We start from the raw sequence: 24,784 nt of genomic DNA, 5'->3' as shown, positions 1-24,784 counted from the left end.
ATGCACGTATATATGCAGCTTCGCCAGCAGGCGGATTTTTTATTAAACATGGACTCAAAGTAGTGGTATTACATACACTAGGTGAACGTACCCATATTTGTATGATTAAGCGAGGAAATCGAAGGTGAACCAGTTGGAACATTTATTAGGTCAGGAGTGGGATATATCCCCTGCTGGAGGAGCTACGGGAGAAGCCTTTATTGCCGAGAAAGAAGGGCAGAAGCTCTTCCTTAAACGAAATTCATCGCCATTTTTAGCTGTTCTTTCAGCTGAGGGCATTGTTCCAAAGTTAATGTGGACAAAACGCCTGGAAAATGGGGATGTAATTACGGCCCAGCATTGGATGGAAGGCAGGGAGCTATCTCAGCAGGAAATGAACAATATAAGAGTCGCAAAGCTGCTTCAAAAAATTCATCAATCCAATCCTTTGTTAAGCATGCTCAAAAGGCTTGGGAAATCCCCTTTACGACCTGAAAGTATACTTACAGACATAGAAACCGGGTTAACTTCGGATGTTACGGATATTCCGATTATCAAGGAAGCCATCCATTTTTTACAGAACAATCTTCTGTTGATTGAATGCGACGAAAAAGTCGTCTGTCATTGTGATGTGAACCATAATAATTGGCTCATGACCGAAACCGACGGATTGTTCCTGATTGATTGGGACGGAGCGGTCATTGGCGATCCGGCCATTGACCTCGGCATACTCCTGTATTCATATGTCCCAAGGGAAGAATGGAATCAATGGCTTGCCCGCTATGGCAAGAAGCTTGACGCAGGCCTGGAGATGAGGATGAAATGGCACACGGTTTCACAACTTGTGCTTTCCATCCAATGGCATCATCGTAGAAAGCGGTACGAGGAAAGAAATGAACTACTGCAAAAACTTGAAGCATTATTGATGGTTGACTGATCAGAATTGATCTATATCATCCACCCACTGGGACAAGTCGTTCTGGTGGGTTGATATATGTGCATCCAAATCGGCGGTACCGATGCCTGTCTGACTGTATTCGTAAATCTCTGTCAGTATCGTTTTCACATTGCTGTCAATATCCATGTTGATCATTAAGGATTTGACGAGCCTTTCAACCTGTTCACATTCAGCAACGGATCCGCAGCAGTCTTTTTGATGATTGGTTAATATATCTTTTAATAGTGACATTTGATGTTCATGGGAAATCGGCATTTAATACCTCTCCTTTCTTAAATATGGATTCTAGGGATTTCCAGGTGGTTCTCGCCTGCCCTTCACTTATTTATGGTGTGTTTTGCGGAAAGTTTTATACATGAAAACTACAGAGACTGTCGCCTGGATGGCCGGCAGTTTTTTTATTTGTTCAGTGGGTGCATGCAGGCTTTTCCTGAAAAAATCAACTTGCAGGAATCCATCCACTCGTGTTATGGTTTGAACGATTATATTATAAATAGGGGTGTCATCATGCGTTTAAGAAATAAACCTTGGGCTGAAGACCGTTTGAATGATTTTCCACAATATGTAATTCATCAGCCAGTGAGCCATAAAGGTAAATGGCATGAAGTTTTTGGTAACGATAATCCGTTATATATTGAAGTGGGTACGGGGAAAGGCCGTTTCATTACAGAAATGGCAAAAGCCCATCCTGATGTGAATTTCATTGGAATTGAAGTATATAGAAGCGTCATTGTAGCTGCACTGGACTTGCTGATTGAAGCAGAAGTTCCGAATTTAAAGCTGTTGAATGTTGACGCAGCGAACTTAGGTGAATATTTTGCAAAAGGTGACGTGGATCGCGTCTACTTGAATTTCTCTGATCCATGGCCAAAATCACGCCATGCAAAACGTCGGTTAACGTATAAGACATTCCTCGAAGTATATGAAGGAATCCTGCCAGACAACGGCGAGATTCATTTCAAGACGGATAACCAAGGGTTATTCGAATCTTCCTTGAAGAGCATTTCCGAATACGGCATGCTCTTGAAATATGTAAGCCTTGATCTGCATAACAGCAGTTTTGAAGGGAATATCATGACTGAATATGAAGAAAAGTTCTCGAGTAAAGGCAACCGGATATACCGATTGGAAGCAATGTTCCAATAATCATCGTTCAGAAACCAGGTGCACAGCATCTGGTTTTTAGTTTGTTAAAATCAAAAAATGTTCATATCTCTCTTATGTAAAAGACAGGATTAATGCTGTTAATCATCAAGGATGTCAAGGAAACTCAAGAGAGATTATATTGAAATGTATCCACCATTATCGTCCTACTATGGATTTCCTGGATTTACGAGAACGAGATGGATTGTTATCAATTTCAATATCTGGAAGCGGGTGTTAAACTAAAGGAAGAGGAGGGGTAAAATGGAAACGATGCAAATAGGGGAAATTAAATTAACATGGTTGAATGGCGGTGTAACTCACTTGGATGGTGGCGCGATGTTCGGTGTTGTACCGAAACCGCTTTGGGCCAAGAAGTATCCTGTTAACGAAAATAACCAAATCGAGTTACGTACTGATCCGATTTTAGTGCAGGCAAATGGATTGAACATGCTTATAGATTCCGGTATTGGTAATGGAAAGATGAATGACAAGCAAAGACGGAATTTTGGGGTGACGGAGGAATCCAATCTTGTTGAAGATCTTGGCAGACTTGGGATTCAGCCAAATGATATCGATTACATTTTAATGACGCATCTACATTTCGACCATGCCTGCGGTTTAACGAAACGTAAAGGTGAAACTTGGGTTCCTGTTTTCGAGCGTGCAGAAATTATTACGACCCAAACTGAATGGAAAGAAATGCAAAACCCGAATATTCGTTCAAAAAGTACATATTGGGCAGAAAACTGGGAGGCGGTCGCTTCTCTTGTTCGTCCTTTTGAAGGGGAGCAAGAAATTACGGACGGCATTAAAATGGTCCATACTGGGGGTCATAGTGATGGACATGCAATCATCATCATTGAAGATGGCGGGGATAGATTGATCCACATGGCAGATATCATGCCGACGCACGCGCATGCGAATGTCCTCTGGGTCCTCGCTTATGACGACTATCCTATGACTTCCATCGAGGCGAAGGAAAAATGGATGAAATCCGGACTCGAAAATGGGTCCTGGTACAGCTTTTACCATGATGCCCACTATTGTGCCATCAAGTGGGATGTAACGGGTAAGGATATAATAGCCGAATTGAAACGGAAACGGTAAGCGGGAAAGCAAAAGGAGGACGTCATTTTGACTGCCCTCCTTTTTGTATCAATCATTTTGTGCATTAAGTTCCAATATCGTTCCTGTAGAGGCATCTGCAATAAATTCGAATTGCTCGCGTTGTCCCTCTGTGTTTCTAGTGATCCCGCCTTTGTACACTTCATAGTCCAAATCATTTTTTGTATAGTTTTCCGGCTTCATCAAGATCCATGAGCCATATATATTTCCATCCTTTTTGACTGTTTCCTTCACTTGGGCCAAGACTTTATCCGGAGAAGGTTTACTTGATTGATCCAATATTTGTTTTGTTGCATAGCCAGCGGCAAACCCGGCTGCAGTACCTAGTAAAAACGTTTTCCAATTCATTTATTTCTCCTCCATTGCATTTTTTAAAACCACTCCCACTAGTATACAGAAGAACACATTATTTGACTAATAATTTGAAATTTTAACCATTAACTGATAAATTAGAACTTTCTAGTGTAACATGAAGCTAAGTTCTGTAAAATAGTAAGTAACAATACAATACATAGGTTAGGGGTAAAAAAATGAATCATGAGACTTTAGAACTATTTAAAACGTTGACGGAATTACCAGGAGCCTCGGGAAATGAACATGCAGTTCGGAGTTTCATGAGGAGTGAGCTGGAAAAGTATTCGGATGAAGTCGTCCAAGACCGCCTTGGCGGAATATTTGGCTTAAAAAGAGGGAATGAAGAAGGGCCGACTGTCCTGGTTGCCGGGCATATGGATGAGGTGGGCTTCATGGTCACTTCCGTAACGGAAAATGGAATGATTCGTTTTCAGACCCTTGGAGGCTGGTGGAGTCAAGTGCTTTTGGCCCAAAGAGTCGAAATCATTACCGATAACGGCCCGGTCATTGGTGTAATCGGTTCGATTCCTCCTCATTTGCTTGATGATTCGCAACGCTCAAAACCGATGGATATCAAAAATATGCTGATTGATATCGGAGCGGATGATAAGGAAGACGTGAAGCGAATCGGTATTAAGCCCGGTCAGCAGATTGTACCGATTTGTCCATTCACGCCGATGGCCAATGAGAAAAAAATCCTTGCAAAAGCGTGGGATAATCGTTACGGGTGCGGACTTGCAATCGAATTGTTAAAAGATTTAAAAGATGAAACATTACCGAATATCTTATATTCCGGAGCAACCGTGCAGGAGGAAGTGGGATTACGGGGTGCGCAGACTGCAGCTCATATGATCAAACCGGATCTTTTCTTCGCTTTAGATGCAAGTCCGGCGAATGATATGTCCGGCAGTAAAAGCGAATTTGGCCAGCTAGGGAAAGGGGCACTACTCCGCATTTTTGATCGTTCGATGGTTACGCATCGCGGCATGAGGGAATTCATCCTTGATACGGCAGAATCGAATGATATTCCGTATCAATATTTCGTTTCCCAAGGAGGCACGGATGCAGGGCAGGTCCATATTGCAAATGAAGGAATTCCAAGCGGGGTGATTGGTATTTGCTCGCGCTATATTCATACACATGCATCCATGATTCATATTGATGATTATGCCGCTGCACGTGAACTGATTGGGAAATTGGTTCGTTCCTGCGATAAATCGACATTTGAGACTTTGATAAATAACGGTTGATGGAGGAAGCTGAAATGGAAAGGGATGCTGTCATGTATCCTTTTCCAGCAGCTTTTTTTTTACATAGAAGGAAGGTAAGTATATTGAAAATAGCAGTAGGCAGTAAAAATCCGGCGAAAGTAAAGGCAGTGCTTGATGTATATGTAGAAGCTGAAATCATTTCGCTTCAAGTGGAAAGCGGGGTCTCGGACCAGCCATTTTCAGATGAGGAAACGTTGGATGGGGCAATGACACGTGCCCGGAATTGCTTAATTCACAGTGATGCTGAAATCGGTATCGGACTTGAAGGCGGTGTCGTGAAAATGGAACAGGGCCTATTTCTGTGTAATTGGGGTGCGATGGCCACGAGAGACGGTAAGGTCTTTGTAGCTGGCGGAGCGAGAATCCCACTACCCAAAATTGTTGCTGAGAAGCTGCTGGGCGGTCAAGAGTTGGGCCCGGTGATGGACGCCTTCACAAAGCAAGAGAATATTAGCAAAAAGGAAGGGGCGATCGGCGTGTTTACAAATGAGCGAATCACCAGGGGGGAAATGTTCCTTCATATCATGAGGATGCTTGCCGGTCAACACGAGTATAAGCTGAAAATGAAAAAAGAGGATTTTTGAATCATGTCATGACCGAATGCATACTTCGGATCGGCGAATGCGGGTTCGAATCATGAAAAAAGAATACTGCCAAAACAGAGCAGGATCTGACAGGATTTTATTGAGCGGGGTTGCTAGTATAAATGACAAGGGGTGAGCGGAATGGGGTGGGTTGAATCAATCCAGAAGGCGATCGAGTATATCGAGGAGCACTTATTGGAGGATCTGACAATCGAGAGCATTTCCAGGCAAGCGAATGCATCAGCTTTTCATTTTCAAAGGACATTCACCATTTTAACGGATATTTCGATTGGTGAATATATCCGGCGTCGAAGATTGACATTAGCGGCCCAGGAGATTTCATCCACAAATGGCAAGGTCATTGATTTAGCCTACAAGTATGGCTATGACACTCCCGAGGCATTCTCAAAAGCTTTTCGAAGGCAGCATGGAGTATCTCCAAGTGAAGCCCGAAAGTATATGGGGAAGCTGAAATTCTATGAACGCCTGGTGATACAGGTGATTTTGAAAGGGGCAAAACCGATGAAATACAATATCCTCGAAAGAGATTCCTTTCAATTGATTGGAATCAAGCAAGAGTTTTCCTTGGTTAATGAAGAAAATTTGGTTGGGATTCCGATATTGTGGGATAAAGTGAATGCGGATGGAACCAGCGATAGGTTAGGGAAGTTGAATAATGGCCAAATAGATGGCTTGATTGGTGTATGTGTCGATAAGCGGGCAGTGGAAAAAAATGAAACAATGGATTATTGGATAGGTGCAGAGTATGCCGGAAAAGTGCCTGAAGAGTTTTCAACACTTACGATACCGGCTTCCAAATGGGTTGTATTTGAAGTTCACGGGCCAATGCCGGATGCCATTCAAAAAGCTTGGAAGCAAATTTTTTCCGAATGGTTCCCTACCAGCGGTTATGAACATGCCGGGACACCTGAATTGGAAGTATATGCGGATGATGACGCATCAAATCCTGATTATTACTCGGAAATTTGGATTCCCATTAGAAAGGGATAAGTTTTAACTCATAAAATATTGTTTTTCGCTTGTAGGGAGATTAGGTTCATCTCACTTTCCCTACAAGCTTTTTATTTGGGTATAGACCTTTCTCGTTATCAATCAATCCACATAGGGGGTCAAGCTCTTGGCCAGGAAGAATTACCGCCCATCTTCAAAAATATAAGAGAGCACCTTCATGGCTTGGTTCACGGATTCGACCGTGACACTCGCCTTTTCCGATAATTCCTTTAAGGCATGATGATGGGATTCTGAGCGAATCAAAATAAGCGGTTTACCCAGGGAAACGGCGGTGGTAGCGTCCATGGCAGTATTCCACTGTTTATATTTCTCGCCAAACAGTGCGACGACAAGATCAGCTTTTTTCATCATAAGACCTGTCCGTAAATTATTGATTTGGGAAGCGGCGGCATCCTTCAGAATAGGGTTCGGCTGTTCTCCGAGAATATCTTCACCAACATTATCGGAGCGTTCATGGTTTTCCATCGGACCGACAAATTCTAAGGGAAGCTTCAAGGCAGCGGCCTTATCTCTCAACTCACTTCTCCAATTCGAATGAATCTCCCCGGCAAGATACACGGTTAATTTCATAGTTTTCCTCCTCGGTATTTAAATTGCTTTCATTGTATCATGTTTTTTAGAAAATGGATGAATTCCATAAATAAGGATAATAGTATCCATAAGTGAGTACAAGAGAAGGCTGGAGGAATGACGATGGCTTTATCGAATGAAAAATTTCTTGTTTTCGTGTTAATTAGCAGTTTGCTTGTTGGTTGCTCAGGCATCGAGAGACAAACCGAAAAGGCGATGAAGGCTGCTGAAGTGGCTTTTCGTGACGATGAAAAACAGCCCAATATCGAGGCAGGGCTTATTCAGGTCTATCTGCCAAAGGATTTTAATGTAGTAGAAGAACATGAAAATAATTTGATTTTACAAAAAGGTGATAAGGCATATATATTATTTGTCAATCCAAATGAAAAGGAAGACAGCTCCGTATTATTTTTGGCAACAAAGTTGCAGGGGGATCAATATTTAGTGCTGCATTCTTTTCAAAATGATGAAAAATTCGGCTTTATCTCGATAAAAGAGGCATCGAAGGAAAAGTATGAGCTTGCGGTGGGGATTGGTGCGGTCAAGCTGACAACCGAAACGGATAAAGACCACTTAAAAACCGATGCGAAACAAATGATGCAAGTCGTTTCATCTGTGCCCCAAAAATAAAATGCACCCCGAAATTTCCGGCCATTCAACCGATCCATATTAATGGTTGATTAGGGGAGAGTCTGGTATGATGGGATTATATAAACTGTCATTTAGAGCAGGAGGAATATTCAAATGGAAAATTTACAAACTATTGAGCAATTTGATGCATTAAAAAATGAAGGCAAACATATTTTTCTTTTTTCAGCAGCATGGTGTGGAGATTGTCGTGTAATCGAACCGATAATCCCGGAGATTGAAACGAAATTTCCTGATTTTACGTTCATTCATGTGGACCGTGATGAATTCATCGATGTGTGTGCAGCTAATGATGTATTCGGTATACCAAGTTTCATCGCTTATGATAATGGCAAAGAGCTAGGTAGATTCGTGAGCAGGGACCGAAAAACAAAAGAACAAATTGAGGAATTCATTCAATCACTATAATCAATTTCCCCTTCTCGCAGGGGATTTTTCAATGAAGAGGAGGGTCAATCATGAAAATGGACAGCACGAAGCTGAAAAATATCTTGAAGGAACGTTTAAAAGATGTTAATCGCACTTTCAAATTCGATAGCAAGCAAGATACGTTACGTGTGGAAAATGTGAAGACCGGGAAGGGGATCACCATCGAGTTGCCTCCTGTACTTGCTAACTATGAAAACGTACAGGAAAAAGCCATCGATGAAATTACCTATTATGTGGAAGAGGCCCTGAATGTAATGGGGGAAGATCACAGCATGGAAGGCAAGGAGAAGTCCATTTTCCCAGTCATCCGCTCAACCTCCTTTCCTATGGAATCGGAAGACGGAAATCCATTTTTATTCGATGAGCATACGGCTGAAACCCGGATTTTCTATGCCCTTGATTTAGGGAAGACCTACCGCCTTATAGATGAAAAGATGCTTCAACGGGAAAATTGGCAGGGTGACAGGATCCGTGAAATTGCCCTTTTCAATGCCCGTTCCCTCTCAACTGAAATGAAGTCGGATATCGTTGCAGGTAATGCATTTTATTTTTTGAACACGAATGACGGATATGATGCCAGCAGAATCCTAAATGAATCCTGGCTCCGGGAAATGAAGGATAAGGTCGAGGGAACCATGGCCGTGGCCATTCCGCATCAGGATGTCATCATCATTGCCGATGTGAAGAATGATACGGGTTATGATATTCTTGCGCAAATGGCCATGAGCTTCTTTGCCAGCGGTCATGTACCGATAACGGCTCTATCTTTCCTTTATGAAGAAAATGAGCTGGAGCCCATCTTCATTTTGGGTAAAAACAAAAAGCGTGAACTATAATATCTTGCAAAACATAAGGACCGTGTCAGCATGGAGAACTCCAGCTTGGCAGCGGTCCTGTTTTTTATGGAGAAGTATATACAAGTTTAATAGAGTTGAACTAAAAGAAAGTGAAGCATTTTCCAACAAGGACCCTGAACTGAATGGTTTCGTGAAAAATAGCCTGGAAAGCATGAATGACAAAGATCTTAAGAAGGTTAGGAATTTCCGATTTTCTCAGGTTCAGAAGATTTTTCGTATTATGCAGAAAAGATTCCAGGCTGCTTCTTTTACATCGGCTGTAAACCGAAAGGGATGGAGAAGGCATAATTCAATCACCATCCTAAATTCGATATTGATGATGATGCCCTTTGATCGCTTCCAAATCAGTGGCGCAGGTTGTAAGCAGCTTTTATGAATGGGAATAGTACCATTGGTCTTTTTTTGCAAAAAAACGTTGGAACCCACAAAACACCGTTCAGTATTAACGAACGGTGTTTTATAGGCTTCGGCAGTTTGGATGCCACCGGAGGTTCCATGAAGGATAATGCAATGATTTGACCAGTCTCCACCCGGTTTGCATGTAAACTTAATCTCATTGTAAACGTGATTTAACAGCGGTGTTTTATTTTAATAGTAGACTAGAGGCTGAGGGTATTTCATAATGGATAGGTTTAAACTCATTCCACAAGGGGTTTAATAGGATAGGAGTTCTGCGGAATAGGTAGAGTTAGTAAAGAATACGATAAAAAAGCAGATACAAATCCCAATTTAGCTTAAATTTTCTCGATATTTTAAAAATAACTGGTAGAATTAGTTACATAACTACAGATGTAGAAAGAGTGATACGTTTGAAATGGCTAAATAAGATGAAAAAATGGTTCCAAGCAGAGGAAATTATTGAAATCGAAGAAATTATTATAGATGAACCGCTTGATGAAGAGACATTAAGAAATATGGATTTTTCGAAGCTACCGAAGTCAAAGAAAGAAGAAATAAAAGTTTACAATCAAACAGTGGAAAAAATGTCACAGACTCCAGATCCGGATACGAAAATCCTGTTTCAATATCCCAAAGGACAGTTCAAGTTTCCGCTCATTCCTGACCGGGAGCAGAAAAAAAGAAAGCCTAGGGAAAGAAACAGGGAAAATCACGAACCAGAGCAGGGGAATGTGACCAAAGAAACGAGAAGGCCTGTTAGGGATCCCGAAACAAAACGGAGAAGCTTAGATCGGGAGCAAAACTCGAAAATAGTCCCTTCAAATACTCCATTCCGCCCAACGGAAATCCCTTCACCCATTTATGGGTTCCGTCGTCCGGAAAAAAAGATAGTCCCTTCTGAAGGAATTGTCGAATATGAATTAGAAAGCAAATTGCCCGTCCTTAATAAAGAAGAACACGATATTGAGATTCCAGGATCCATCCCTGAAACCCCAAAAGCCTTTGAGGAATTGACGATAAAACCATCTGTTCTTGTACAAGAGCAAGCGGAAAAAAAAAGGGAAGGGGCGGAGATACCCGCTTTCTTTCGTAAGAAGTCCATTGAGGCACGACCTGAAGAAGCAGTAAGCGAGCCTGTTATAGATGAGCATGCGGAAGAAAAAGAGTCTTATGAACAGGACCCAATTGATTTTGGACGCGAAGTCGCTGTATCCATCATGGACAAGCCGGCTGAAGCTATATCGGTCCCGGTACAATCGACTCAACCACCTGTAAGTCACGGGATCCATCCAGAAAGTGATCCATCAGAGGCAAAACCGGAAAAACAGCCTAATCGTCCGAAAAAACATATCCCATTTAATGTGATGATGCTTAAGCAAGACCGGGAAAAAAATGAGTTCATGAATAAAATGCTGCCGGAAAAAAAAAGCCCTAATGCCGAAAGGGTAATCGTTTCACCTGATAAGCGATCTCTGATCAATGCTGATGAAACGGAGGCAGGACAAGCGAAACCATCCTCCATTCCTGAACGGAAACCGGAGGATGGCAAAGTTATGTCGAAGGAGGAGACTCCGGTCATTCAAGAACCCTCAACCTTAGTGGATACTGAATATGGCAACGTAACGGTCGCAGTACCTGACAAAACAGCTGAATCCAATATCGGTTCGACTCCTGTCTTTAAGCCTACATTTGAACAGGGACATCACATTTCTGAAAATAGGAATCAAGAAGCTGATAATATAGAGGCTTCAGCAGAAGGTTGGCAGAGCGATACCCCGGAAGTGTTTGGTTCCGTTGAAGCCGATGATAATCCATACTATGTGTTTCCGGATATCGAGTTGCTGACACCTCCCACTTATGCTGTGCATGATGATGAGTGGCTCGAAGAACAGACTTTATTACTTGATGAGACCTTGAAAAACTTCAATGTCCGTGCTAAGGTCGTCAATGTCACTCAAGGACCGGCAGTAACCCGATTCGAGGTGCATCCGGAACCCGGTGTGAAGGTGAATAAAGTGACGAACCTGATGGATGACATCAAATTAAGCCTTGCCGCTCAGGATATGCGGATGGAAGCGCCTATACCGGGTAAACATACAATTGGGATCGAGATTCCGAACAGGAAAAGCAAGCCGGTATTTTTGCGGGAGGTTTTGGAAAGTAATGAGTTTCAAGAGCATGAATCACCGCTTGCTGTGGCTTTGGGTCTAGATATATCCGGTCAGCCGATAATCACGGATTTGAGGAAGATGCCGCATGGATTGATAGCCGGGCAAACGGGATCGGGGAAAAGTGTCTGTATCAACACCATGCTGGTAAGCTTGCTGTATAAAGCGACGCCGCAGGAGTTGAAATTGCTGTTGATCGATCCCAAAATGGTCGAACTTGCCCCATATAATCGAATCCCGCATTTGGTCAGTCCAGTCATAACCGATGTAAAAGCGGCTACGGCCGCGCTTAAATGGGCGGTAGAGGAAATGGAACGGCGTTATGAATTGTTTGTACATGCCGGTGTACGTGATATCACCCGCTTTAATGACCAAGCGGAAAAAGCCGGTCAATTTTCAAGCAAGCTGCCTTATATCCTAGTGATCATCGATGAGCTTGCGGATCTAATGATGATGTCCCCGGCTGATGTAGAGGAAGCGATTTGCCGGATTGCTCAAAAGGCCCGGGCCTGTGGCATTCATTTGATTGTAGCCACTCAGAGACCGTCTGTCGATGTCATAACTGGATTGATCAAGGCAAATATCCCGACAAGGATCGCTTTTTCGGTTTCTTCACAAGTCGACTCCCGTACGATCATCGATAGCGGAGGTGCGGAAAAACTGTTGGGAAGAGGCGATATGTTATTTGCTGAAAACGGCTCTTCAAAAACGGTTCGCCTGCAAGGGACTTTTGTAAGTGATGAAGAAATCGATCAAGTTGTCAACCATGTCAAACTGGAGCAGCAGCCTAAATATCTGTTTGAACAGGAAGACTTGTTGAACAGGGCCCAGGTCACGGAAGAAGCGGATGAACTATTTTTCGAGGCATGTGAATTTGTCGTGAGCCAACAGGCTGCATCTGCATCGAGTGTCCAAAGGCGCTTCCGTGTCGGTTACAACCGTGCAGCGCGTTTAATAGAAATGATGGAGCAGCAAGGAGTCGTTTCTGAATCCAGGGGCTCAAGGCCCAGGGATGTTTTGATTACGGAAGAAGAACTGGAATTTTTACATGTTAATTAAGAGAACCTATTAAAAGGAAATTGTATATAATGTAAAAGGGTGAAAACCTTGTTATTATCACGTTAATTGAGGCAAAAGCCAATGATTTTATAAATTGGAACCTCCCTGACATGGATGAATGAATAAAAAAGTGATATAATAGTTTTTTGTTGATGAATGATTGAAAATATAAGCATGAAAAACTATGAAGAAATTGCGTTTCTAACAAGTCTCGTAATGAAAAAACAAATAAAAGATGACGTCATATACTGTCATACAGGTAGACGATTGGTGGAGGTTCGCTTTATGACTGCTTACCATTTTGTGGGAATTAAAGGGTCGGGTATGAGTGCTCTTGCACAAATACTGCATGATATGAATATTGAAGTGCAGGGTTCCGACTACGAAAAAGAATTTTTTACACAATTGGCATTAGAAAAAGCCGGGATTAAAATCCTTCCTTTTAACGAGGAAAATATTCAACCTGGAATGACCATCATTGCAGGAAATGCGTTTCCGGATAGTCATCCGGAAATCATGAAGGCAAAGGAACTTGGTTTGCCGATCATCCGTTATCACCGTTTCCTAGGTGATTTCATGAAAAACTTTATCAGCGTGGCGGTTACGGGAGCGCATGGTAAAACATCGACGACCGGCTTACTGGCCCATGTAATGGGCGGGCCTAAACCGACATCCTTTTTGATTGGGGATGGAACGGGTAAAGGAATCGTGAATTCTGATTACTTCGTGTTCGAAGCATGTGAATATCGCCGTCATTTCCTTTCATATTATCCGGATTATGCAATCATGACGAATATCGATTTTGACCATCCTGATTATTACGCCAATGTCGAAGACGTGTTCGAGGCTTTCCAAACGATGGCCCTTCAAGTCAACAAAGGCATTTTTGCGTGCGGGGATGATGAGCATTTACCACATATTCAGGCTAAAGTACCAGTTATTTTTTACGGATTTGCAGAAGGAAATGATTTCCAAGCGAAAAATGTTTCCGTCACTCCGGATGGCACCACTTTTGATGTGCACGTAAGGAACAATTACTATGATACATTCACTATTCCTACATTTGGAAAGCATAATGTGTTGAACGCACTTGGTGTCATTGCACTTTGTAAATATGAAAACTTGGATAAAGAAGCTGTGAAAGCCCAATTGCGGACTTTTGGCGGAGTTAAACGCAGGTTCTCCGAAAAGGAAATCGGAAGCCAGATCATCATTGATGATTATGCGCATCATCCGACTGAAATTTCGGCAACTGTTGACTCTGCTCGTCAAAAATATCCAGAGCGTGAGGTTGTTGCGGTATTCCAACCGCATACTTTCTCGAGAACGCAGGCATTCCTGGATGAATTTGCCGACAGTTTGAATTTGGCCGACAAAGTATACTTATGTGAAATTTTTGGATCTGCCCGTGAACATCAAGGGAAGTTGTCGATTGAGGACCTTCAAGATAAAATTCCAGGTGCCGAGCTGATAACGGAGAACACAACTGCAATATTGCAAAATCATGAAAACAGTGTCGTGTTATTCATGGGTGCGGGGGACATTCAGAAGTTCCAAGCAGCCTACGAGCATTCACTGCAGGTAAAATAAAAAAACGACCGATCCGTTAGCACGGGTCGGTCGTTTTTTTATTGGAATTTTTGTTATTTTAAATTTTCTGGATTTAAATTTTCCAGTTCGGGTAAAACGAAGCGCCCGTCCTTACGTATCAAGACGTCATCAAAATGTATTTCCCCGCCGCCATATTCAGGCCGCTGGATATTGACCAGGTCCCAGTGAATGTCTGAATGGTTTCCGTTAAAGGCATCATCATAGCATTGTCCGGGAGTGAAATGAAAACTTCCACCAATTTTTTCATCAAAGAGGATATCTTGCATCGGGTGTAGAATATAAGGATTTACACCAATTGCAAATTCACCGACATATCGTGCGCCTTCATCAGTATCAAAAATTTTGTTGATGCGATCCGTATCATTCGCAGCCGCTTCAACGATTTTTCCATCCTTGAATGTTAACTTCACGTTTTCAAAAGTAAAGCCCTGATAAGGGGACGGAGTATTATACGAAATCACTCCATTGATGGAATCTTTAACAGGAGCCGTATATACTTCACCGTCAGGAATGTTTAGCTCACCCGCACATTTGATGGCTTTAATGTCTTTGATGGAAAAGGTTAGATCCGTTCCGGGCCCGGTTAAGCGGACCTTATCCGTTTTATCCATCAATTCGACAAGACTGTCCATTGCTGCGCTCATTTTGCCATAGTCGAGGTTGCAGACTTCGAAATAAAAGTCTTCAAATGCTTCAGTGCTCATTTTGGCTAATTGGGCCATGGAATTTGTCGGGTAGCGAAGTACGACCCATTTTGTTTTTGGCACGCGGATATTTCTATGTACTTTACCGACTGTCTGTCCATGAATCGCCATCTTCTCTGGAGGGACATCGGATTGTTCATTGATATTATCCCCGGCACGAAGCCCGATATAGGCATCCATCTGTTTCATTACGTTTGCTTCAAACTCACCCATCATCTTGTACTGTTCTTCTTTGGCACCCATCAACAAGGCACGATCGACTTGGTGATCCTTTAAAAGGACGAATGGGTAACCACCAGCTGCATAGGCTTCATTCACAAGGGCGTTAACAAGCTCACGCTGCAATCCAAAGTTTTCGATCAAGATTCTTTCACCTTTTTGAAGCTTCACGGAATAATTGATTAAATTTTTAGCCAATGTTTCAATTCTGGGATCTTTCATAAAAATACCTCCATTGTTTAAATTCGACTTATCTTTCTATCATACCCGATTTCCAGCCATAAGTGTCACCCCATGAATTTCATGGAGGAACTGGATGCAGGCAACAATATTTCCAGATTAGGGTTTGATGGGGTATATTGAAAAAATAAATACGTTTATAATAATAGGGAAGGGGTAATTAATATCTAACAGCTACTAAATAAGTCGATTTTTTCGGAGGTGTTCCAATGGAGATTATTTTATACGTAAGTGCTGCTGTTGCAGCGATAGCCTTTTTGGTCCTTGTTATTTTCCTGACAAAGGTACTGACATCGCTTCAAACAACCCTGGACAGTGTGGCCCGGACGCTGACAGGACTAGAGAGCCAAATGCAGGGCATAACGCTCGAAACTACCCAGTTATTACATAAAACGAATACGTTGGCTGAAGATTTGCAGCAAAAGTCAGAAAACCTGAACACGGTGGTGGATGCTGTGAAGGATGTAGGTACATCCATCTCAAGCTTTAATTCTTCCATCCAAAAGGTTTCCCATAAAGTGCAGGCTGAGATTGATAATAATCAAGAACGAATCTCACAGATTGTACAATGGAGTAATGTAGCTTTAGAGATTAGGGATAAATGGAAGACTAGAAGCAAACAGGCTGCCCCAACCCCAACTGAAAGTGCGGAATTAGAAAGGGAAGCACTGGAAACCGATAACCTGCCTAAAAAAAGGTTTTTACGTTCTAGATCATAAAATCTAGTTATATAAAAAATGAACTGAAAATTGAAAGGGGAATGTATTATGACTCAAAAAGAATTTCAGACAAAGGACTATCAGAAATCATATGAGGACGAACGCGACTCGATCAATTCTAAGGACTTTATGATTGGCGCCTTGATCGGCGGGATGATCGGAGCGGCCACTGCTTTGTTCATGGCTCCCAAAACAGGCAAGGAACTAAGGAACGATTTCAATGAACAAGCTAAAAACATTTCAGAGAAAACGGAAAGATTAAGACAAACGGCGATGGAAAAAGGTACGGTTCTTGCTGATACTGCAAAAGAAAAAACAAGCTCCGTAACGGAAATCGTTTCAAATAAATCTTCAAATATCGTTAATAAAGTGAAAAGCCTAAAAACGGGAAAAGAAAACGGCGACTCTGCTGATGATACGACAAATTCGAGCAATAAGGATATAGATGTGACGGGAACTTCCGATTCTCCTATCGTATCTGTAGAAACGAATTTTGCTAACGGCAGCAACTCGGAAACTGATCCTGCCGATCCTACAAGCGGAAACAAGAATACGGCAAAATTAAAACTTGATGAAGCGAAAAAGGCATTTGATGAAACAGAGAATAAACTAACGAAATAAATTCTTGACCCTCCATTCTTTTAAAAGGGATGAAGTGACATAAAGTTACGTAGAATAAGGCGGTGAAGCGCTTCGATGGCTTCACCGCCTTTTTGATGGTAAAATTTATATGTACAAGGAAAGGAGATGCATTATGAAGATTACCAAAATTGAAACAGAAGAACAATTCAATCAGCTTTTAAAAGAGGATACTTTCCTACTTTTCAAGCATAGCGTAACATGCCCGGTCAGTGCTGAAGCATATGAACAATATGAAAAGTACATCTCAGAGAACGAACAACTTAAAACGGCCTATTTAGCCGTTCAGGAAGCTCGTCCACTATCCAATTATGTGGCAGAAACATTTGATATCAAACATCAATCACCTCAGGCCATCCTTTTTAAAAGTGGAAAACCGGCCTGGAATGAATCTCATTGGCGGATTACATATGATTCATTGAGCAAAGCCATTACAGAATGAATGGAAGGCCGGATCCCAGATAGGGGATCCGGCCTTTTATTATTCCATTGATTGGCGGGCCTAAGGATGTTAATCCTGGGGAAACCTATTCTAGGGAAGGCCCTTTCGTAAAGACTCTTTAAATATTTCTCCTTCGGACAAGTGGCAGAAGATTTAAACTTTTCTATGTTCTTGTGAAAAATGATCAATTAAATGATAGCTTTCCTGTTCTATTTCCAATATAATTCCTACAACGGATCGTGTTTCAATATTCTGTGTAATCGTTTTTCTGGCATGAGCGGCACCTAGTTTTAAGTATTTATAACTTTAATGCTTAAAAGCGTTTAATTATTAAAGAAAAATATAGTGACATTTATGGACACTTCATTTATAATTGATTTAATCATACATGAAATATTCTAAATTTTTCATTGATAAAACAATCGGGGTGGATGTTCGAGGGTCCGGATGGGATTTTTTAGTTTGAATCCGCTGAACCGATTTCTATTTTAAAAAACGAAGGGATGGATTTGTAATGAGCAACAAAGAGCTTGATGGACTTCGTAATCAACTGGATGATGTGAACCTTCAGTTATTACATCTTATTAATCAACGTGCTGAACTTGTACAGGAAATTGGTCGCGTTAAAGAAAAACAAGGTGTAAACCGTTACGATCCGGTCCGTGAAAGAACAATGCTGGATCTTATCGAAGCTAATCATCAAGGACCGCTTGATCTTGGTTCGATTAAACATATTTTCAAAGAAATCTTCAAATTGGGCTTGGAGCTTCAAAAAGACGATCAGAAGAAAACGCTTCTTGTATCTAGAAAACAAAAGGCTGAAGACACTATCATCGACATTAAGGGTGAATTGGTCGGTAATGGAATCCCGAGCTTCGTTTTCGGACCATGTGCCGTTGAATCTTATGAACAAACTGCTGCGGTGGCGGAAGTCATTAAAGCTAAAGGTTTGAAATTGATGCGCGGAGGTGCATTTAAGCCACGTACATCCCCATACGACTTCCAAGGACTTGGTTTGGAGGGCTTACAAATACTTAAACGTGTTGCTGACGAATACGGCTTGGCCGTCATCAGTGAAATCGTGAGCGCTAACGATATCGAAGCGGCGATCGATCATATTGATGTCATCCAAATCGGTGCACGCAACATGCAAAACTTCGACTTGCTAAAAGCGGCTGGTGCCGTGAATAAACCAGTTCTATTAAAACGCGGACTGGCTGCAACGATTGAAGAGTTCATTCATGCAGCGGAATATATCATGTCGCAGGGCAATGGCAACATAATCCTTTGTGAACGCGGTATCCGTACTTACGAAAAAGCAACAAGAAACACACTTGATATCTCTGCCGTACCGATTTTAAAACAAGAAACCCATTTACCGGTCATGGTTGATGTGACGCATTCCACTGGACGTCGCGACCTCTTGCTTCCGACGGCTAAAGCGGCGCTTGCAATCGGTGCTGACGGTGTAATGGCAGAAGTGCATCCAGACCCATCTGTTGCTTTATCGGATTCTGCACAGCAAATGGACTTCAAACAATTTGATGAATTCTACGATGAAATTAAACGTTTGAATTGGGTAACTGTATAAGCTGGAAAGTCTTTAAAATATCTACTTACGGCCCTTACCTCCTTGGCAAGGGCTATTTTTAATGGTAAAATACTTGTTTTTACAGAAAAAGCATCGAAATAGGCACTATTGGATTGCAGGAAAGATTCGACTATCGTATGATAAATAACAAGAATAAGAACTGTTCGGAAGATTGAGTCATACATAAAGTGATATCTATGTGAATTTTATACTTGAAAAGGGTATTGAATCTTTGACTGAGAAGAGAGTAGGACTGCATTTTTTGTTAGGCAGATCGTTCCTAAAATAATCTTCCTTATAGAGGAAAACGCATAAAAGAATTTTTCCCGAAATAATTCGGGTCTTTTATGGGGAAAATGAAAGAAATGGAGGAATGGATGAATGAATAATATAACCATTTATGATGTGGCGCGTGAGGCGAATGTTTCCATGGCCACCGTTTCCCGTGTAGTTAACGGGAATCCGAATGTAAAGCCTGCAACAAGGAAGAAAGTTTCGGATGTGATTGAGAAGTTAGGGTACCGTCCCAATGCAGTGGCAAGGGGTCTTGCCAGCAAGAAAACGACAACAGTCGGGGTCATAATTCCGGATATCTCGAGCATCTTTTTTGCCGAATTGGCACGAGGCATAGAAGATATAGCCACCATGTATAAATACAATATCATTCTAAGCAGTTCCGATGAGAATATAGATAAGGAATTCCATTTGTTGAATACGATGCTTGGAAAACAAGTGGATGGTATTGTATTCATGGGCGGTAACATTTCTGATGAGCATGTCAAAGAGTTTAAGAATTCACCCGTTCCAATCGTTCTGGCAGGTTCGGTGGATGAAAGCGGACAAGTTCCATCGGTTAATATTGATTATGAGGCGGCGGCATTCGACGCAGTGACCTTCTTTGCTAAAAAAGGCCACAAGCATATCGCTTTTGTAAGCGGAAATCCTTCCGCGCTGATTGATGAAAAGAAATTGACTGGTTATAAACGAGGGTTGAAAGAAGCTGGGCTTACTTTCGATGAAAGCTATATTGTTGAAGGCGATTATACATATGATTCAGGAATCGAATCTTTTGAAAAGTCACTGGAAGCTGAAGAGAAACCGACGGCATTCATCGCCAGTGCTGATGAAATGGCGCTTGGAATTGTCCATGCGGCACAGGACAAAGGGTATAATGTACCGGAAGACTTTGAAGTGATCAGCTTCGACAACACGAGATTGACATTGATGGTGCGACCGCAAATCACGACGATCGTTCAACCTTTATATGATATTGGTGCCGTTGCGATGAGGCTTCTGACAAAGTTGATGAATAAAGAAGAAGTGGAGGAAGGTCATGAAAAAGTGATCCTGCCACATCGGATTGAAAATCGTCAATCAACGAAATAAGCTGGTTTGGAGAGTGTCCTGGGGGCACTCTCTTTTGTTTCTTAAAAAAAAGATCGTTTTTCAACGATCTTTTGGTTGACTGTGGTCCTTGCCTGCTGATGTTTGCTTGGAAGACCGAATGGGATATAGAACCTTTTCAAGTGTCAGGGCATTTTTCTCGGTAATTTCAGGCTTCCTCGGAATGGGTTCGTATATATCCTCCATATCATCCCATTCTTTCGGTAGCGAAACTGGGGACTCAGGCTGCCAGCAATCAAGCCATTCTTTTGATAAGGGACCTGATATATCATTATCCGTCATTTCAAGCCAGACCCTCGACCAAGCCCTCGGGACGACGCGCCATATATCATATCCCCCGCCCCCTACTGCAATCCACCGTCCTTCGCAATACTTATGAGCCATTTCGTGGGCTAACTTTGGTATTTCTCTATAAATCTTCATGGTGGCCGATAAATGGGTGAGCGGATCGTAATAATGGGAATCCGCTCCGTTTTGCGTTAAAATGACATCCGGTTTGAAGAATTCAATGACCTCTTTAAAGGAAACTGTATAGCATTCGAGCCAGGAGCCATCTTCCGTGAATGCATCAACCGGGATGTTGAATGAATAGCCGTATCCTGTTCCTTGACCCCGTTCGTTAATATTGCCTGTGCCGGGAAATAAGTAGCGTCCCGTTTCATGAATGGATAGGGTGCATACATCCGGATCATCATAAAATGACCATTGGACTCCGTCGCCATGATGTGCATCAGTATCGACATATAAGACACGTGCCCCATATTTTTTTTGCAGGTATTTAATCGCGACCGAACTATCGTTATAAATGCAGAAGCCCGAGGCTTTCCCTCGGAAACCGTGATGCAGGCCCCCTCCAAGATTAAGTGCATGCAGGGACTGACCGGTCATGACGGCATCAACCGCAGTTAATGTACCGCCTACAAGCAAGGCGCTTGCTTCATGCATCCTGGGGAAGATTGGGGTATCTTCTGTTCCAAGCCCGTAATTCATGGCCTTTTCAGGGGGGAGCTTACCCTGCCCTGCTAATCTGACAGCGTTTACATAATGCGGATCATGGATCAATTCCAATTCTTCATCTGTAGCCATTCTTGGCTTGATAATTTGATCATCACTGATGGCATGGTGTTTTTTTAACAAATCCAACGTGAGTTTAAGCCGTTTTTGATTGAACGGATGTTCATCGTTGAATTTATAGGTAAGGAGTTCATCCGAATAGACAAAAAGGGATGTATCATTCATGGGAAATCCCCGGTAGACTAGGCCATAAAACGGTATAGCCTTCTTTCTTCAAATCCTCCACCACCATAAATGGATTCATCGTCTGCACTCGAATTACAAGAATCTTATAATCGGTCCCATCTTTTTCAGGATAAACAAGAGTGCTCAGGATATTGGAATTGCGCCTTTTGAAAATGCGGGCAATATCATGAAGGGTACCTGCCTTATCAGGGATTTTGATTTCGATTTGGGAACCGGGCTGGTTGACTCCGGTCAACTCAACGTATGAATGAAGCAAATCAGAACCGGTTATGATGCCTACTAATTTCCTTTCTTTTACGATTGGAAGGCAGCTGATATTGTTATCGCAAAAAATAGCCCCGATTTCTTCGACGAAATCTAGCGGGTGCCCTGTGATTATATCCGTTCTCATGATGGTTGATAATGCTTTTTGTAAATCATTTTCGTTTTCTGCGGTGCGGAATATAGAAGGGGCAGCATCCCGTATATCACGGTCGCTGACTAATCCGACAAGTTGAAAGCTGTCATCGACAATGGGTATATGGCGAATTCGTTTCTCCTTAATGATTAAGACAGCGCTATGGATTGTATCCGTTGGAGTAAGAGTGATAATATCCTCATTCATTATTTTTTCAACAATCATATTCCTTCCTCCTCTTATACGCCTCTTTAATACATGAACCGATTCATAAAACGCAATTGGTCGAATTTTTGGATGGATTCCGGCGGCACTCTTTTGCCAATCCGGGCCATCAGGCAGTTGGCCGGGTGGGAACTGATTTCAGGATCATCTGTTGCAAAGTAGACCAAGTCACCGGCACTCATCATTTTTTCCATGACCTTGCGATAGTCCCAAATATTCAGCCCTGTCCCTTTCAAGTCCCAATGCCAATAGTATTCAGTGGTGATGATGATGAAGTCTTCGACCGAATCGTCTTCCATGGAAAGGCTGATTAAGTTCTTCCCGACGGAGGCACCCCGGTATTTAGGGATGACCTCGATTGCACCAAGCTCTATCAGGTCCTCCATCTTGATTTCCGACCAGCGTTCCAAGGGATCGGGATATAAATAAGTTACATAACCAACGATGGTTTCCTTTTCACGGGCGATAAAGATCCTGCCTTCAGGCAAGTCAGCAATCTCTATTAAAGCTTTATGCTGCAAAGCAGGCGGGCGGAAGGCGACCAAGTCTTCGTGAAACTCATAAGCGGACATTTTTCCCCCGTTTAACGGCCCCTCGATGATGAGCGTCCCGCTTAATGTCTGCAGTTCCTTAGTATAAAAGGTCTTATTATATTCCATTCTTTCACCACCCTTGTAAAATAGTAATCTTATAACTCTCGCATTCAAGCATAAGGAGCATTGCTTTTAAAACTGGCCGAATGGAAAGCTTACATAAATTATACATAAAAAAAGTGGCATAATGCAGAAAGTTCAAGGCTTATATGAATCTTTTGTTACAGTGCTTCCCATATATCCGCTATCGATATGAACTCATAATAACTATAAGTGATTTTCAAAATTCATCAAGAAAGATTTTCCCTAATATGGAAGTGTTGAATATTTTAAAAATTGAGATAATTGTGTTTTTATACTATAATGAAAATATAGAGCCGAATAGAGGGGGAGTTTGCCATATGAATGTGAAAGCGTTGCCAGTAGTGGAAGGTAATTTTAATTTAAAGAATTACGATGAAAAATACAAGAAATTTGACTGGTCCGAGACGGAAAAGGAATTTTCCTGGTCTGAAACAGGTAAAGTGAATCTTGCATATGAAGCCATTGACCGCCATGTTGAAACATATAAAAAGAACAAAGTAGCCCTTTATTACAAAGACGATAAAAGAAATGAAAAGTATACTTTCAAGGAAATGAAAGATTATACGAACCAAGCTGCCAATGTGTTCAAGAACATTGCCAATGTGGAAAAAGGCGATCGCGTTTTCATCTTCATGCCACGCTCCCCGGAGCTTTATTTTGCATTGTTGGGTGCGATTAAAACGGGGGCGGTCGTAGGGCCGTTGTTCGAAGCCTTCATGGAAGGCGCGGTAAGGGATCGCCTTGAAGATAGTGAGGCAAGTGTGATAGTGACGACCCCTGAGCTTTTGCCGCGCGTCCCAGTAGATGAATTACCCCATTTAAAACATATTTTCCTAGTGGGGGAAAATATAAAAGAAGAAGGAAAGTATCATCACTTCAATAAAAAATTAAAAGAAGCGGACAAAAAATTCGAAATCGAATGGGTAGATCGGAATGACGGCCTGATTCTTCACTATACCTCAGGTTCCACAGGGAAGCCAAAAGGGGTGCTTCACGTTCATAATGCGATGATCCAGCATTATCAAACGGCAAGGTGGGTCCTTGATTTGCAGGAAGAGGACGTGTATTGGTGCACAGCGGATCCTGGATGGGTGACAGGGACGTCTTACGGTATCTTTGGACCTTGGCTGACAGGAACCTCCAATGTCATTGTAGGTGGGCGATTCAAGCCTGAATCCTGGTATAAAACCTTGGAAGACTTTGGTGTCACGGTTTGGTATAGTGCTCCGACAGCCTTTAGGATGCTGATGGGTGCAGGTGATGAAATCGTTAAACGGTTCGATTTGGGTTCTCTCCGCCATGTTTTAAGTGTCGGTGAACCGTTGAATCCGGAAGTGGTGCGCTGGGGAATGAAGGTATTCAATCACCGTATCCATGATACATGGTGGATGACGGAGACCGGGGCTCAGGTCATATGCAATTATCCTTGCCTGGAAATCAAACCGGGTTCGATGGGTAAACCGATTCCTGGTGTGAAAGCGGCAATAGTGGATGATCAAGGCATCGAGCTTCCACCGCACAGAATGGGGAACCTGGCCATCAAGAAAGGATGGCCTTCGATGATGAAGACTGTCTGGAATAATGAATCAAAATATGAATCTTACTTTATGCCAGGTGATTGGTATGTTTCCGGTGATTCCGCTTATATGGATGAAGATGGTTATTTCTGGTTCCAAGGCCGGGTTGATGATGTCATCATGACGGCAGGGGAAAGAGTCGGACCTTTCGAAGTGGAAAGCAAGTTGGTCGAGCACCCAGCCGTAGCTGAAGCGGGGGTCATCGGTAAGCCCGATCCAGTTCGGGGGGAAATTATCAAAGCATTTATAGCCCTCCGTGACGGATACGATGCAAACGATGAGCTGATTGAAGAAATTCGCCAATTCGTAAAGAATGGTCTCGCAGCACATGCGGCGCCGCGTGAAATTGAATTCAGGGATAAACTTCCTAAAACAAGAAGCGGGAAAATCATGCGCCGTGTCTTGAAAGCTTGGGAACTGGATCTCCCAACTGGTGATTTATCATCGATGGAGGATTGAAACGCTGGGCATTCTGATTTTAGATGAAAATTAAAAGGCAT

Annotated in this window: 24 protein-coding genes and 1 pseudogene; 18 read left to right on the top strand and 7 right to left on the bottom strand. The window is 42.3% G+C overall.

Annotated features, from left to right (window positions below):
• Window positions 1-133: 133 nt before the first annotated feature.
• A complete protein-coding gene (locus ACFX4X_RS02795) occupies window positions 134-916 on the top strand; it encodes a phosphotransferase family protein (RefSeq protein ID WP_284470002.1) in 783 nt (260 codons plus the stop codon).
• Here the strand turns inward: ACFX4X_RS02795 and ACFX4X_RS02790 are convergent, their stop codons facing one another.
• Complete coding sequence (locus tag ACFX4X_RS02790; RefSeq protein WP_089363608.1) at window positions 917-1,192, bottom strand: YtzH-like family protein; 276 nt, start codon at window positions 1,190-1,192, stop codon at window positions 917-919.
• Window positions 1,193-1,444: 252 nt separating this feature from the next.
• Between ACFX4X_RS02790 and trmB the strand changes: the two genes are divergently transcribed.
• Together trmB and ACFX4X_RS02780 are read left to right on the top strand one after the other, a co-directional pair.
• Window positions 1,445-2,083 (top strand): tRNA (guanosine(46)-N7)-methyltransferase TrmB, encoded by a 639-nt coding sequence (gene trmB / locus ACFX4X_RS02785; RefSeq protein ID WP_061464427.1) that lies wholly within the window; start codon window positions 1,445-1,447, stop codon window positions 2,081-2,083.
• A gap of 261 nt (window positions 2,084-2,344) precedes the next feature.
• Window positions 2,345-3,190 carry a YtnP family quorum-quenching lactonase gene (locus ACFX4X_RS02780; RefSeq protein ID WP_284470003.1) on the top strand — a complete coding sequence of 282 codons (846 nt, stop codon included), beginning with the start codon at window positions 2,345-2,347 and terminating at the stop codon, window positions 3,188-3,190.
• 48 nt (window positions 3,191-3,238) lie between these two features.
• Here the strand turns inward: ACFX4X_RS02780 and ACFX4X_RS02775 are convergent, their stop codons facing one another.
• A complete protein-coding gene (locus ACFX4X_RS02775) occupies window positions 3,239-3,556 on the bottom strand; it encodes a PepSY domain-containing protein (RefSeq protein ID WP_125160196.1) in 318 nt (105 codons plus the stop codon).
• A 182-nt stretch (window positions 3,557-3,738) separates the two neighbouring features.
• On the opposite strand from ACFX4X_RS02775, the gene ACFX4X_RS02770 reads away from it, so the two are divergent.
• The 3 genes from ACFX4X_RS02770 to ACFX4X_RS02760 all read left to right on the top strand — a co-directional run bounded on the left by ACFX4X_RS02770 (window position 3,739) and on the right by ACFX4X_RS02760 (window position 6,428).
• Complete coding sequence (locus ACFX4X_RS02770) at window positions 3,739-4,812, top strand: M42 family metallopeptidase (RefSeq protein WP_061464424.1); 1,074 nt, start codon at window positions 3,739-3,741, stop codon at window positions 4,810-4,812.
• Between the two features lie 32 nt (window positions 4,813-4,844).
• Window positions 4,845-5,417 (top strand): DUF84 family protein, encoded by a 573-nt coding sequence (locus ACFX4X_RS02765; protein WP_377381406.1) that lies wholly within the window; start codon window positions 4,845-4,847, stop codon window positions 5,415-5,417.
• Between the two features lie 141 nt (window positions 5,418-5,558).
• Window positions 5,559-6,428, top strand: a complete 870-nt coding sequence (locus ACFX4X_RS02760; RefSeq protein WP_377381371.1) for an AraC family transcriptional regulator — start codon at window positions 5,559-5,561, stop codon at window positions 6,426-6,428.
• Between the two features lie 141 nt (window positions 6,429-6,569).
• On the opposite strand, the gene ACFX4X_RS02755 is transcribed toward ACFX4X_RS02760, so the two are convergent.
• On the bottom strand, window positions 6,570-7,019 hold the full coding sequence (locus ACFX4X_RS02755) for a YtoQ family protein (RefSeq protein WP_089363612.1): 450 nt from the start codon (window positions 7,017-7,019) through the stop codon (window positions 6,570-6,572).
• Window positions 7,020-7,142: 123 nt separating this feature from the next.
• Here ACFX4X_RS02755 and ACFX4X_RS02750 point away from each other — a divergent pair, with 123 nt between their 5' ends.
• The 6 genes and pseudogenes from ACFX4X_RS02750 (at window position 7,143) to murC (ending at window position 14,169) form a co-directional block, all read left to right on the top strand.
• Window positions 7,143-7,649, top strand: a complete 507-nt coding sequence (locus ACFX4X_RS02750; RefSeq protein ID WP_089363613.1) for a hypothetical protein — start codon at window positions 7,143-7,145, stop codon at window positions 7,647-7,649.
• Window positions 7,650-7,763: 114 nt separating this feature from the next.
• Window positions 7,764-8,075, top strand: coding sequence for a thioredoxin family protein (locus ACFX4X_RS02745; RefSeq protein ID WP_377381367.1), 312 nt, complete (start codon window positions 7,764-7,766; stop codon window positions 8,073-8,075).
• Window positions 8,076-8,125: 50 nt separating this feature from the next.
• A complete protein-coding gene (locus ACFX4X_RS02740; protein ID WP_317776934.1) occupies window positions 8,126-8,932 on the top strand; it encodes a DUF1444 domain-containing protein in 807 nt (268 codons plus the stop codon).
• Between the two features lie 201 nt (window positions 8,933-9,133).
• Window positions 9,134-9,339 (top strand): annotated as a pseudogene (locus ACFX4X_RS02735) (amidohydrolase); the annotation flags it as partial.
• 423 nt (window positions 9,340-9,762) lie between these two features.
• Window positions 9,763-12,579 carry a DNA translocase FtsK gene (locus ACFX4X_RS02730; RefSeq protein WP_377381364.1) on the top strand — a complete coding sequence of 939 codons (2,817 nt, stop codon included), beginning with the start codon at window positions 9,763-9,765 and terminating at the stop codon, window positions 12,577-12,579.
• A gap of 285 nt (window positions 12,580-12,864) precedes the next feature.
• Window positions 12,865-14,169, top strand: a complete 1,305-nt coding sequence (gene murC / locus ACFX4X_RS02725; RefSeq protein ID WP_061464415.1) for a UDP-N-acetylmuramate--L-alanine ligase — start codon at window positions 12,865-12,867, stop codon at window positions 14,167-14,169.
• A gap of 53 nt (window positions 14,170-14,222) precedes the next feature.
• Here the strand turns inward: murC and ACFX4X_RS02720 are convergent, their stop codons facing one another.
• Window positions 14,223-15,335: an aminopeptidase gene (locus tag ACFX4X_RS02720; protein ID WP_377381359.1), complete on the bottom strand. Its 1,113-nt coding sequence runs from the start codon at window positions 15,333-15,335 to the stop codon at window positions 14,223-14,225.
• A gap of 227 nt (window positions 15,336-15,562) precedes the next feature.
• On the opposite strand from ACFX4X_RS02720, the gene ACFX4X_RS02715 reads away from it, so the two are divergent.
• The 5 genes from ACFX4X_RS02715 (at window position 15,563) to ccpA (ending at window position 20,130) form a co-directional block, all read left to right on the top strand.
• Complete coding sequence (locus ACFX4X_RS02715) at window positions 15,563-16,072, top strand: DUF948 domain-containing protein (protein WP_061464413.1); 510 nt, start codon at window positions 15,563-15,565, stop codon at window positions 16,070-16,072.
• Between the two features lie 48 nt (window positions 16,073-16,120).
• Window positions 16,121-16,693: a YtxH domain-containing protein gene (locus ACFX4X_RS02710; RefSeq protein ID WP_377381356.1), complete on the top strand. Its 573-nt coding sequence runs from the start codon at window positions 16,121-16,123 to the stop codon at window positions 16,691-16,693.
• 133 nt (window positions 16,694-16,826) lie between these two features.
• A complete protein-coding gene (gene ytxJ / locus ACFX4X_RS02705) occupies window positions 16,827-17,153 on the top strand; it encodes a bacillithiol system redox-active protein YtxJ (protein ID WP_284470008.1) in 327 nt (108 codons plus the stop codon).
• Window positions 17,154-17,667: 514 nt separating this feature from the next.
• Window positions 17,668-18,744: a bifunctional 3-deoxy-7-phosphoheptulonate synthase/chorismate mutase gene (locus ACFX4X_RS02700; RefSeq protein WP_061464410.1), complete on the top strand. Its 1,077-nt coding sequence runs from the start codon at window positions 17,668-17,670 to the stop codon at window positions 18,742-18,744.
• Between the two features lie 381 nt (window positions 18,745-19,125).
• On the top strand, window positions 19,126-20,130 hold the full coding sequence (ccpA, locus tag ACFX4X_RS02695) for a catabolite control protein A (RefSeq protein ID WP_061464409.1): 1,005 nt from the start codon (window positions 19,126-19,128) through the stop codon (window positions 20,128-20,130).
• A 60-nt stretch (window positions 20,131-20,190) separates the two neighbouring features.
• Here ccpA and ACFX4X_RS02690 read toward each other — a convergent pair whose 3' ends face one another.
• The 3 genes from ACFX4X_RS02690 to ACFX4X_RS02680 are packed head-to-tail and all read right to left on the bottom strand — an operon-like array spanning window position 20,191 to window position 22,689.
• Window positions 20,191-21,387, bottom strand: coding sequence for an acetoin utilization protein AcuC (locus ACFX4X_RS02690; RefSeq protein WP_377381350.1), 1,197 nt, complete (start codon window positions 21,385-21,387; stop codon window positions 20,191-20,193).
• Window positions 21,380-22,030, bottom strand: coding sequence for an acetoin utilization AcuB family protein (locus ACFX4X_RS02685; RefSeq protein WP_284470010.1), 651 nt, complete (start codon window positions 22,028-22,030; stop codon window positions 21,380-21,382). The genes ACFX4X_RS02690 and ACFX4X_RS02685 overlap by 8 nt, the downstream gene beginning before the upstream one ends.
• Window positions 22,031-22,056: 26 nt before the next feature.
• Window positions 22,057-22,689: a GNAT family N-acetyltransferase gene (locus ACFX4X_RS02680; RefSeq protein ID WP_318682403.1), complete on the bottom strand. Its 633-nt coding sequence runs from the start codon at window positions 22,687-22,689 to the stop codon at window positions 22,057-22,059.
• Between the two features lie 335 nt (window positions 22,690-23,024).
• On the opposite strand from ACFX4X_RS02680, the gene acsA reads away from it, so the two are divergent.
• On the top strand, window positions 23,025-24,743 hold the full coding sequence (gene acsA, locus ACFX4X_RS02675) for an acetate--CoA ligase (RefSeq protein ID WP_125160182.1): 1,719 nt from the start codon (window positions 23,025-23,027) through the stop codon (window positions 24,741-24,743).
• Window positions 24,744-24,784 lie beyond the last annotated feature (41 nt).

It is taken from the genome of Peribacillus sp. YIM B13481 (genome assembly GCF_042787985.1).
Classification (GTDB): Bacteria; Bacillota; Bacilli; order Bacillales; family DSM-1321; genus Peribacillus; species Peribacillus simplex_A.
This window is presented reverse-complemented; position numbering and strand designations above follow the sequence as displayed.

Coding starts and splice junctions, on each gene's coding strand:
- ACFX4X_RS02760 (WP_377381371.1), top strand. CDS start 5,559: ATGGGGTGGGTTGAATCAATCCAGAAGGCGATCGAGTATATCGAGGAG.
- ACFX4X_RS02720 (WP_377381359.1), bottom strand. CDS start 15,335: ATGAAAGATCCCAGAATTGAAACATTGGCTAAAAATTTAATCAATTAT.
- ACFX4X_RS02775 (WP_125160196.1), bottom strand. CDS start 3,556: ATGAATTGGAAAACGTTTTTACTAGGTACTGCAGCCGGGTTTGCCGCT.
- ACFX4X_RS02685 (WP_284470010.1), bottom strand. CDS start 22,030: ATGATTGTTGAAAAAATAATGAATGAGGATATTATCACTCTTACTCCA.
- ACFX4X_RS02790 (WP_089363608.1), bottom strand. CDS start 1,192: ATGCCGATTTCCCATGAACATCAAATGTCACTATTAAAAGATATATTA.
- ACFX4X_RS02740 (WP_317776934.1), top strand. CDS start 8,126: ATGAAAATGGACAGCACGAAGCTGAAAAATATCTTGAAGGAACGTTTA.
- ACFX4X_RS02710 (WP_377381356.1), top strand. CDS start 16,121: ATGACTCAAAAAGAATTTCAGACAAAGGACTATCAGAAATCATATGAG.
- ACFX4X_RS02745 (WP_377381367.1), top strand. CDS start 7,764: ATGGAAAATTTACAAACTATTGAGCAATTTGATGCATTAAAAAATGAA.
- ACFX4X_RS02715 (WP_061464413.1), top strand. CDS start 15,563: ATGGAGATTATTTTATACGTAAGTGCTGCTGTTGCAGCGATAGCCTTT.
- murC (WP_061464415.1), top strand. CDS start 12,865: ATGACTGCTTACCATTTTGTGGGAATTAAAGGGTCGGGTATGAGTGCT.
- ytxJ (WP_284470008.1), top strand. CDS start 16,827: ATGAAGATTACCAAAATTGAAACAGAAGAACAATTCAATCAGCTTTTA.
- trmB (WP_061464427.1), top strand. CDS start 1,445: ATGCGTTTAAGAAATAAACCTTGGGCTGAAGACCGTTTGAATGATTTT.
- ACFX4X_RS02770 (WP_061464424.1), top strand. CDS start 3,739: ATGAATCATGAGACTTTAGAACTATTTAAAACGTTGACGGAATTACCA.
- ACFX4X_RS02780 (WP_284470003.1), top strand. CDS start 2,345: ATGGAAACGATGCAAATAGGGGAAATTAAATTAACATGGTTGAATGGC.
- ACFX4X_RS02700 (WP_061464410.1), top strand. CDS start 17,668: ATGAGCAACAAAGAGCTTGATGGACTTCGTAATCAACTGGATGATGTG.
- ACFX4X_RS02680 (WP_318682403.1), bottom strand. CDS start 22,689: ATGGAATATAATAAGACCTTTTATACTAAGGAACTGCAGACATTAAGC.
- ACFX4X_RS02690 (WP_377381350.1), bottom strand. CDS start 21,387: ATGAATGATACATCCCTTTTTGTCTATTCGGATGAACTCCTTACCTAT.
- ACFX4X_RS02765 (WP_377381406.1), top strand. CDS start 4,845: ATGTATCCTTTTCCAGCAGCTTTTTTTTTACATAGAAGGAAGGTAAGT.
- ccpA (WP_061464409.1), top strand. CDS start 19,126: ATGAATAATATAACCATTTATGATGTGGCGCGTGAGGCGAATGTTTCC.
- acsA (WP_125160182.1), top strand. CDS start 23,025: ATGAATGTGAAAGCGTTGCCAGTAGTGGAAGGTAATTTTAATTTAAAG.
- ACFX4X_RS02755 (WP_089363612.1), bottom strand. CDS start 7,019: ATGAAATTAACCGTGTATCTTGCCGGGGAGATTCATTCGAATTGGAGA.
- ACFX4X_RS02750 (WP_089363613.1), top strand. CDS start 7,143: ATGGCTTTATCGAATGAAAAATTTCTTGTTTTCGTGTTAATTAGCAGT.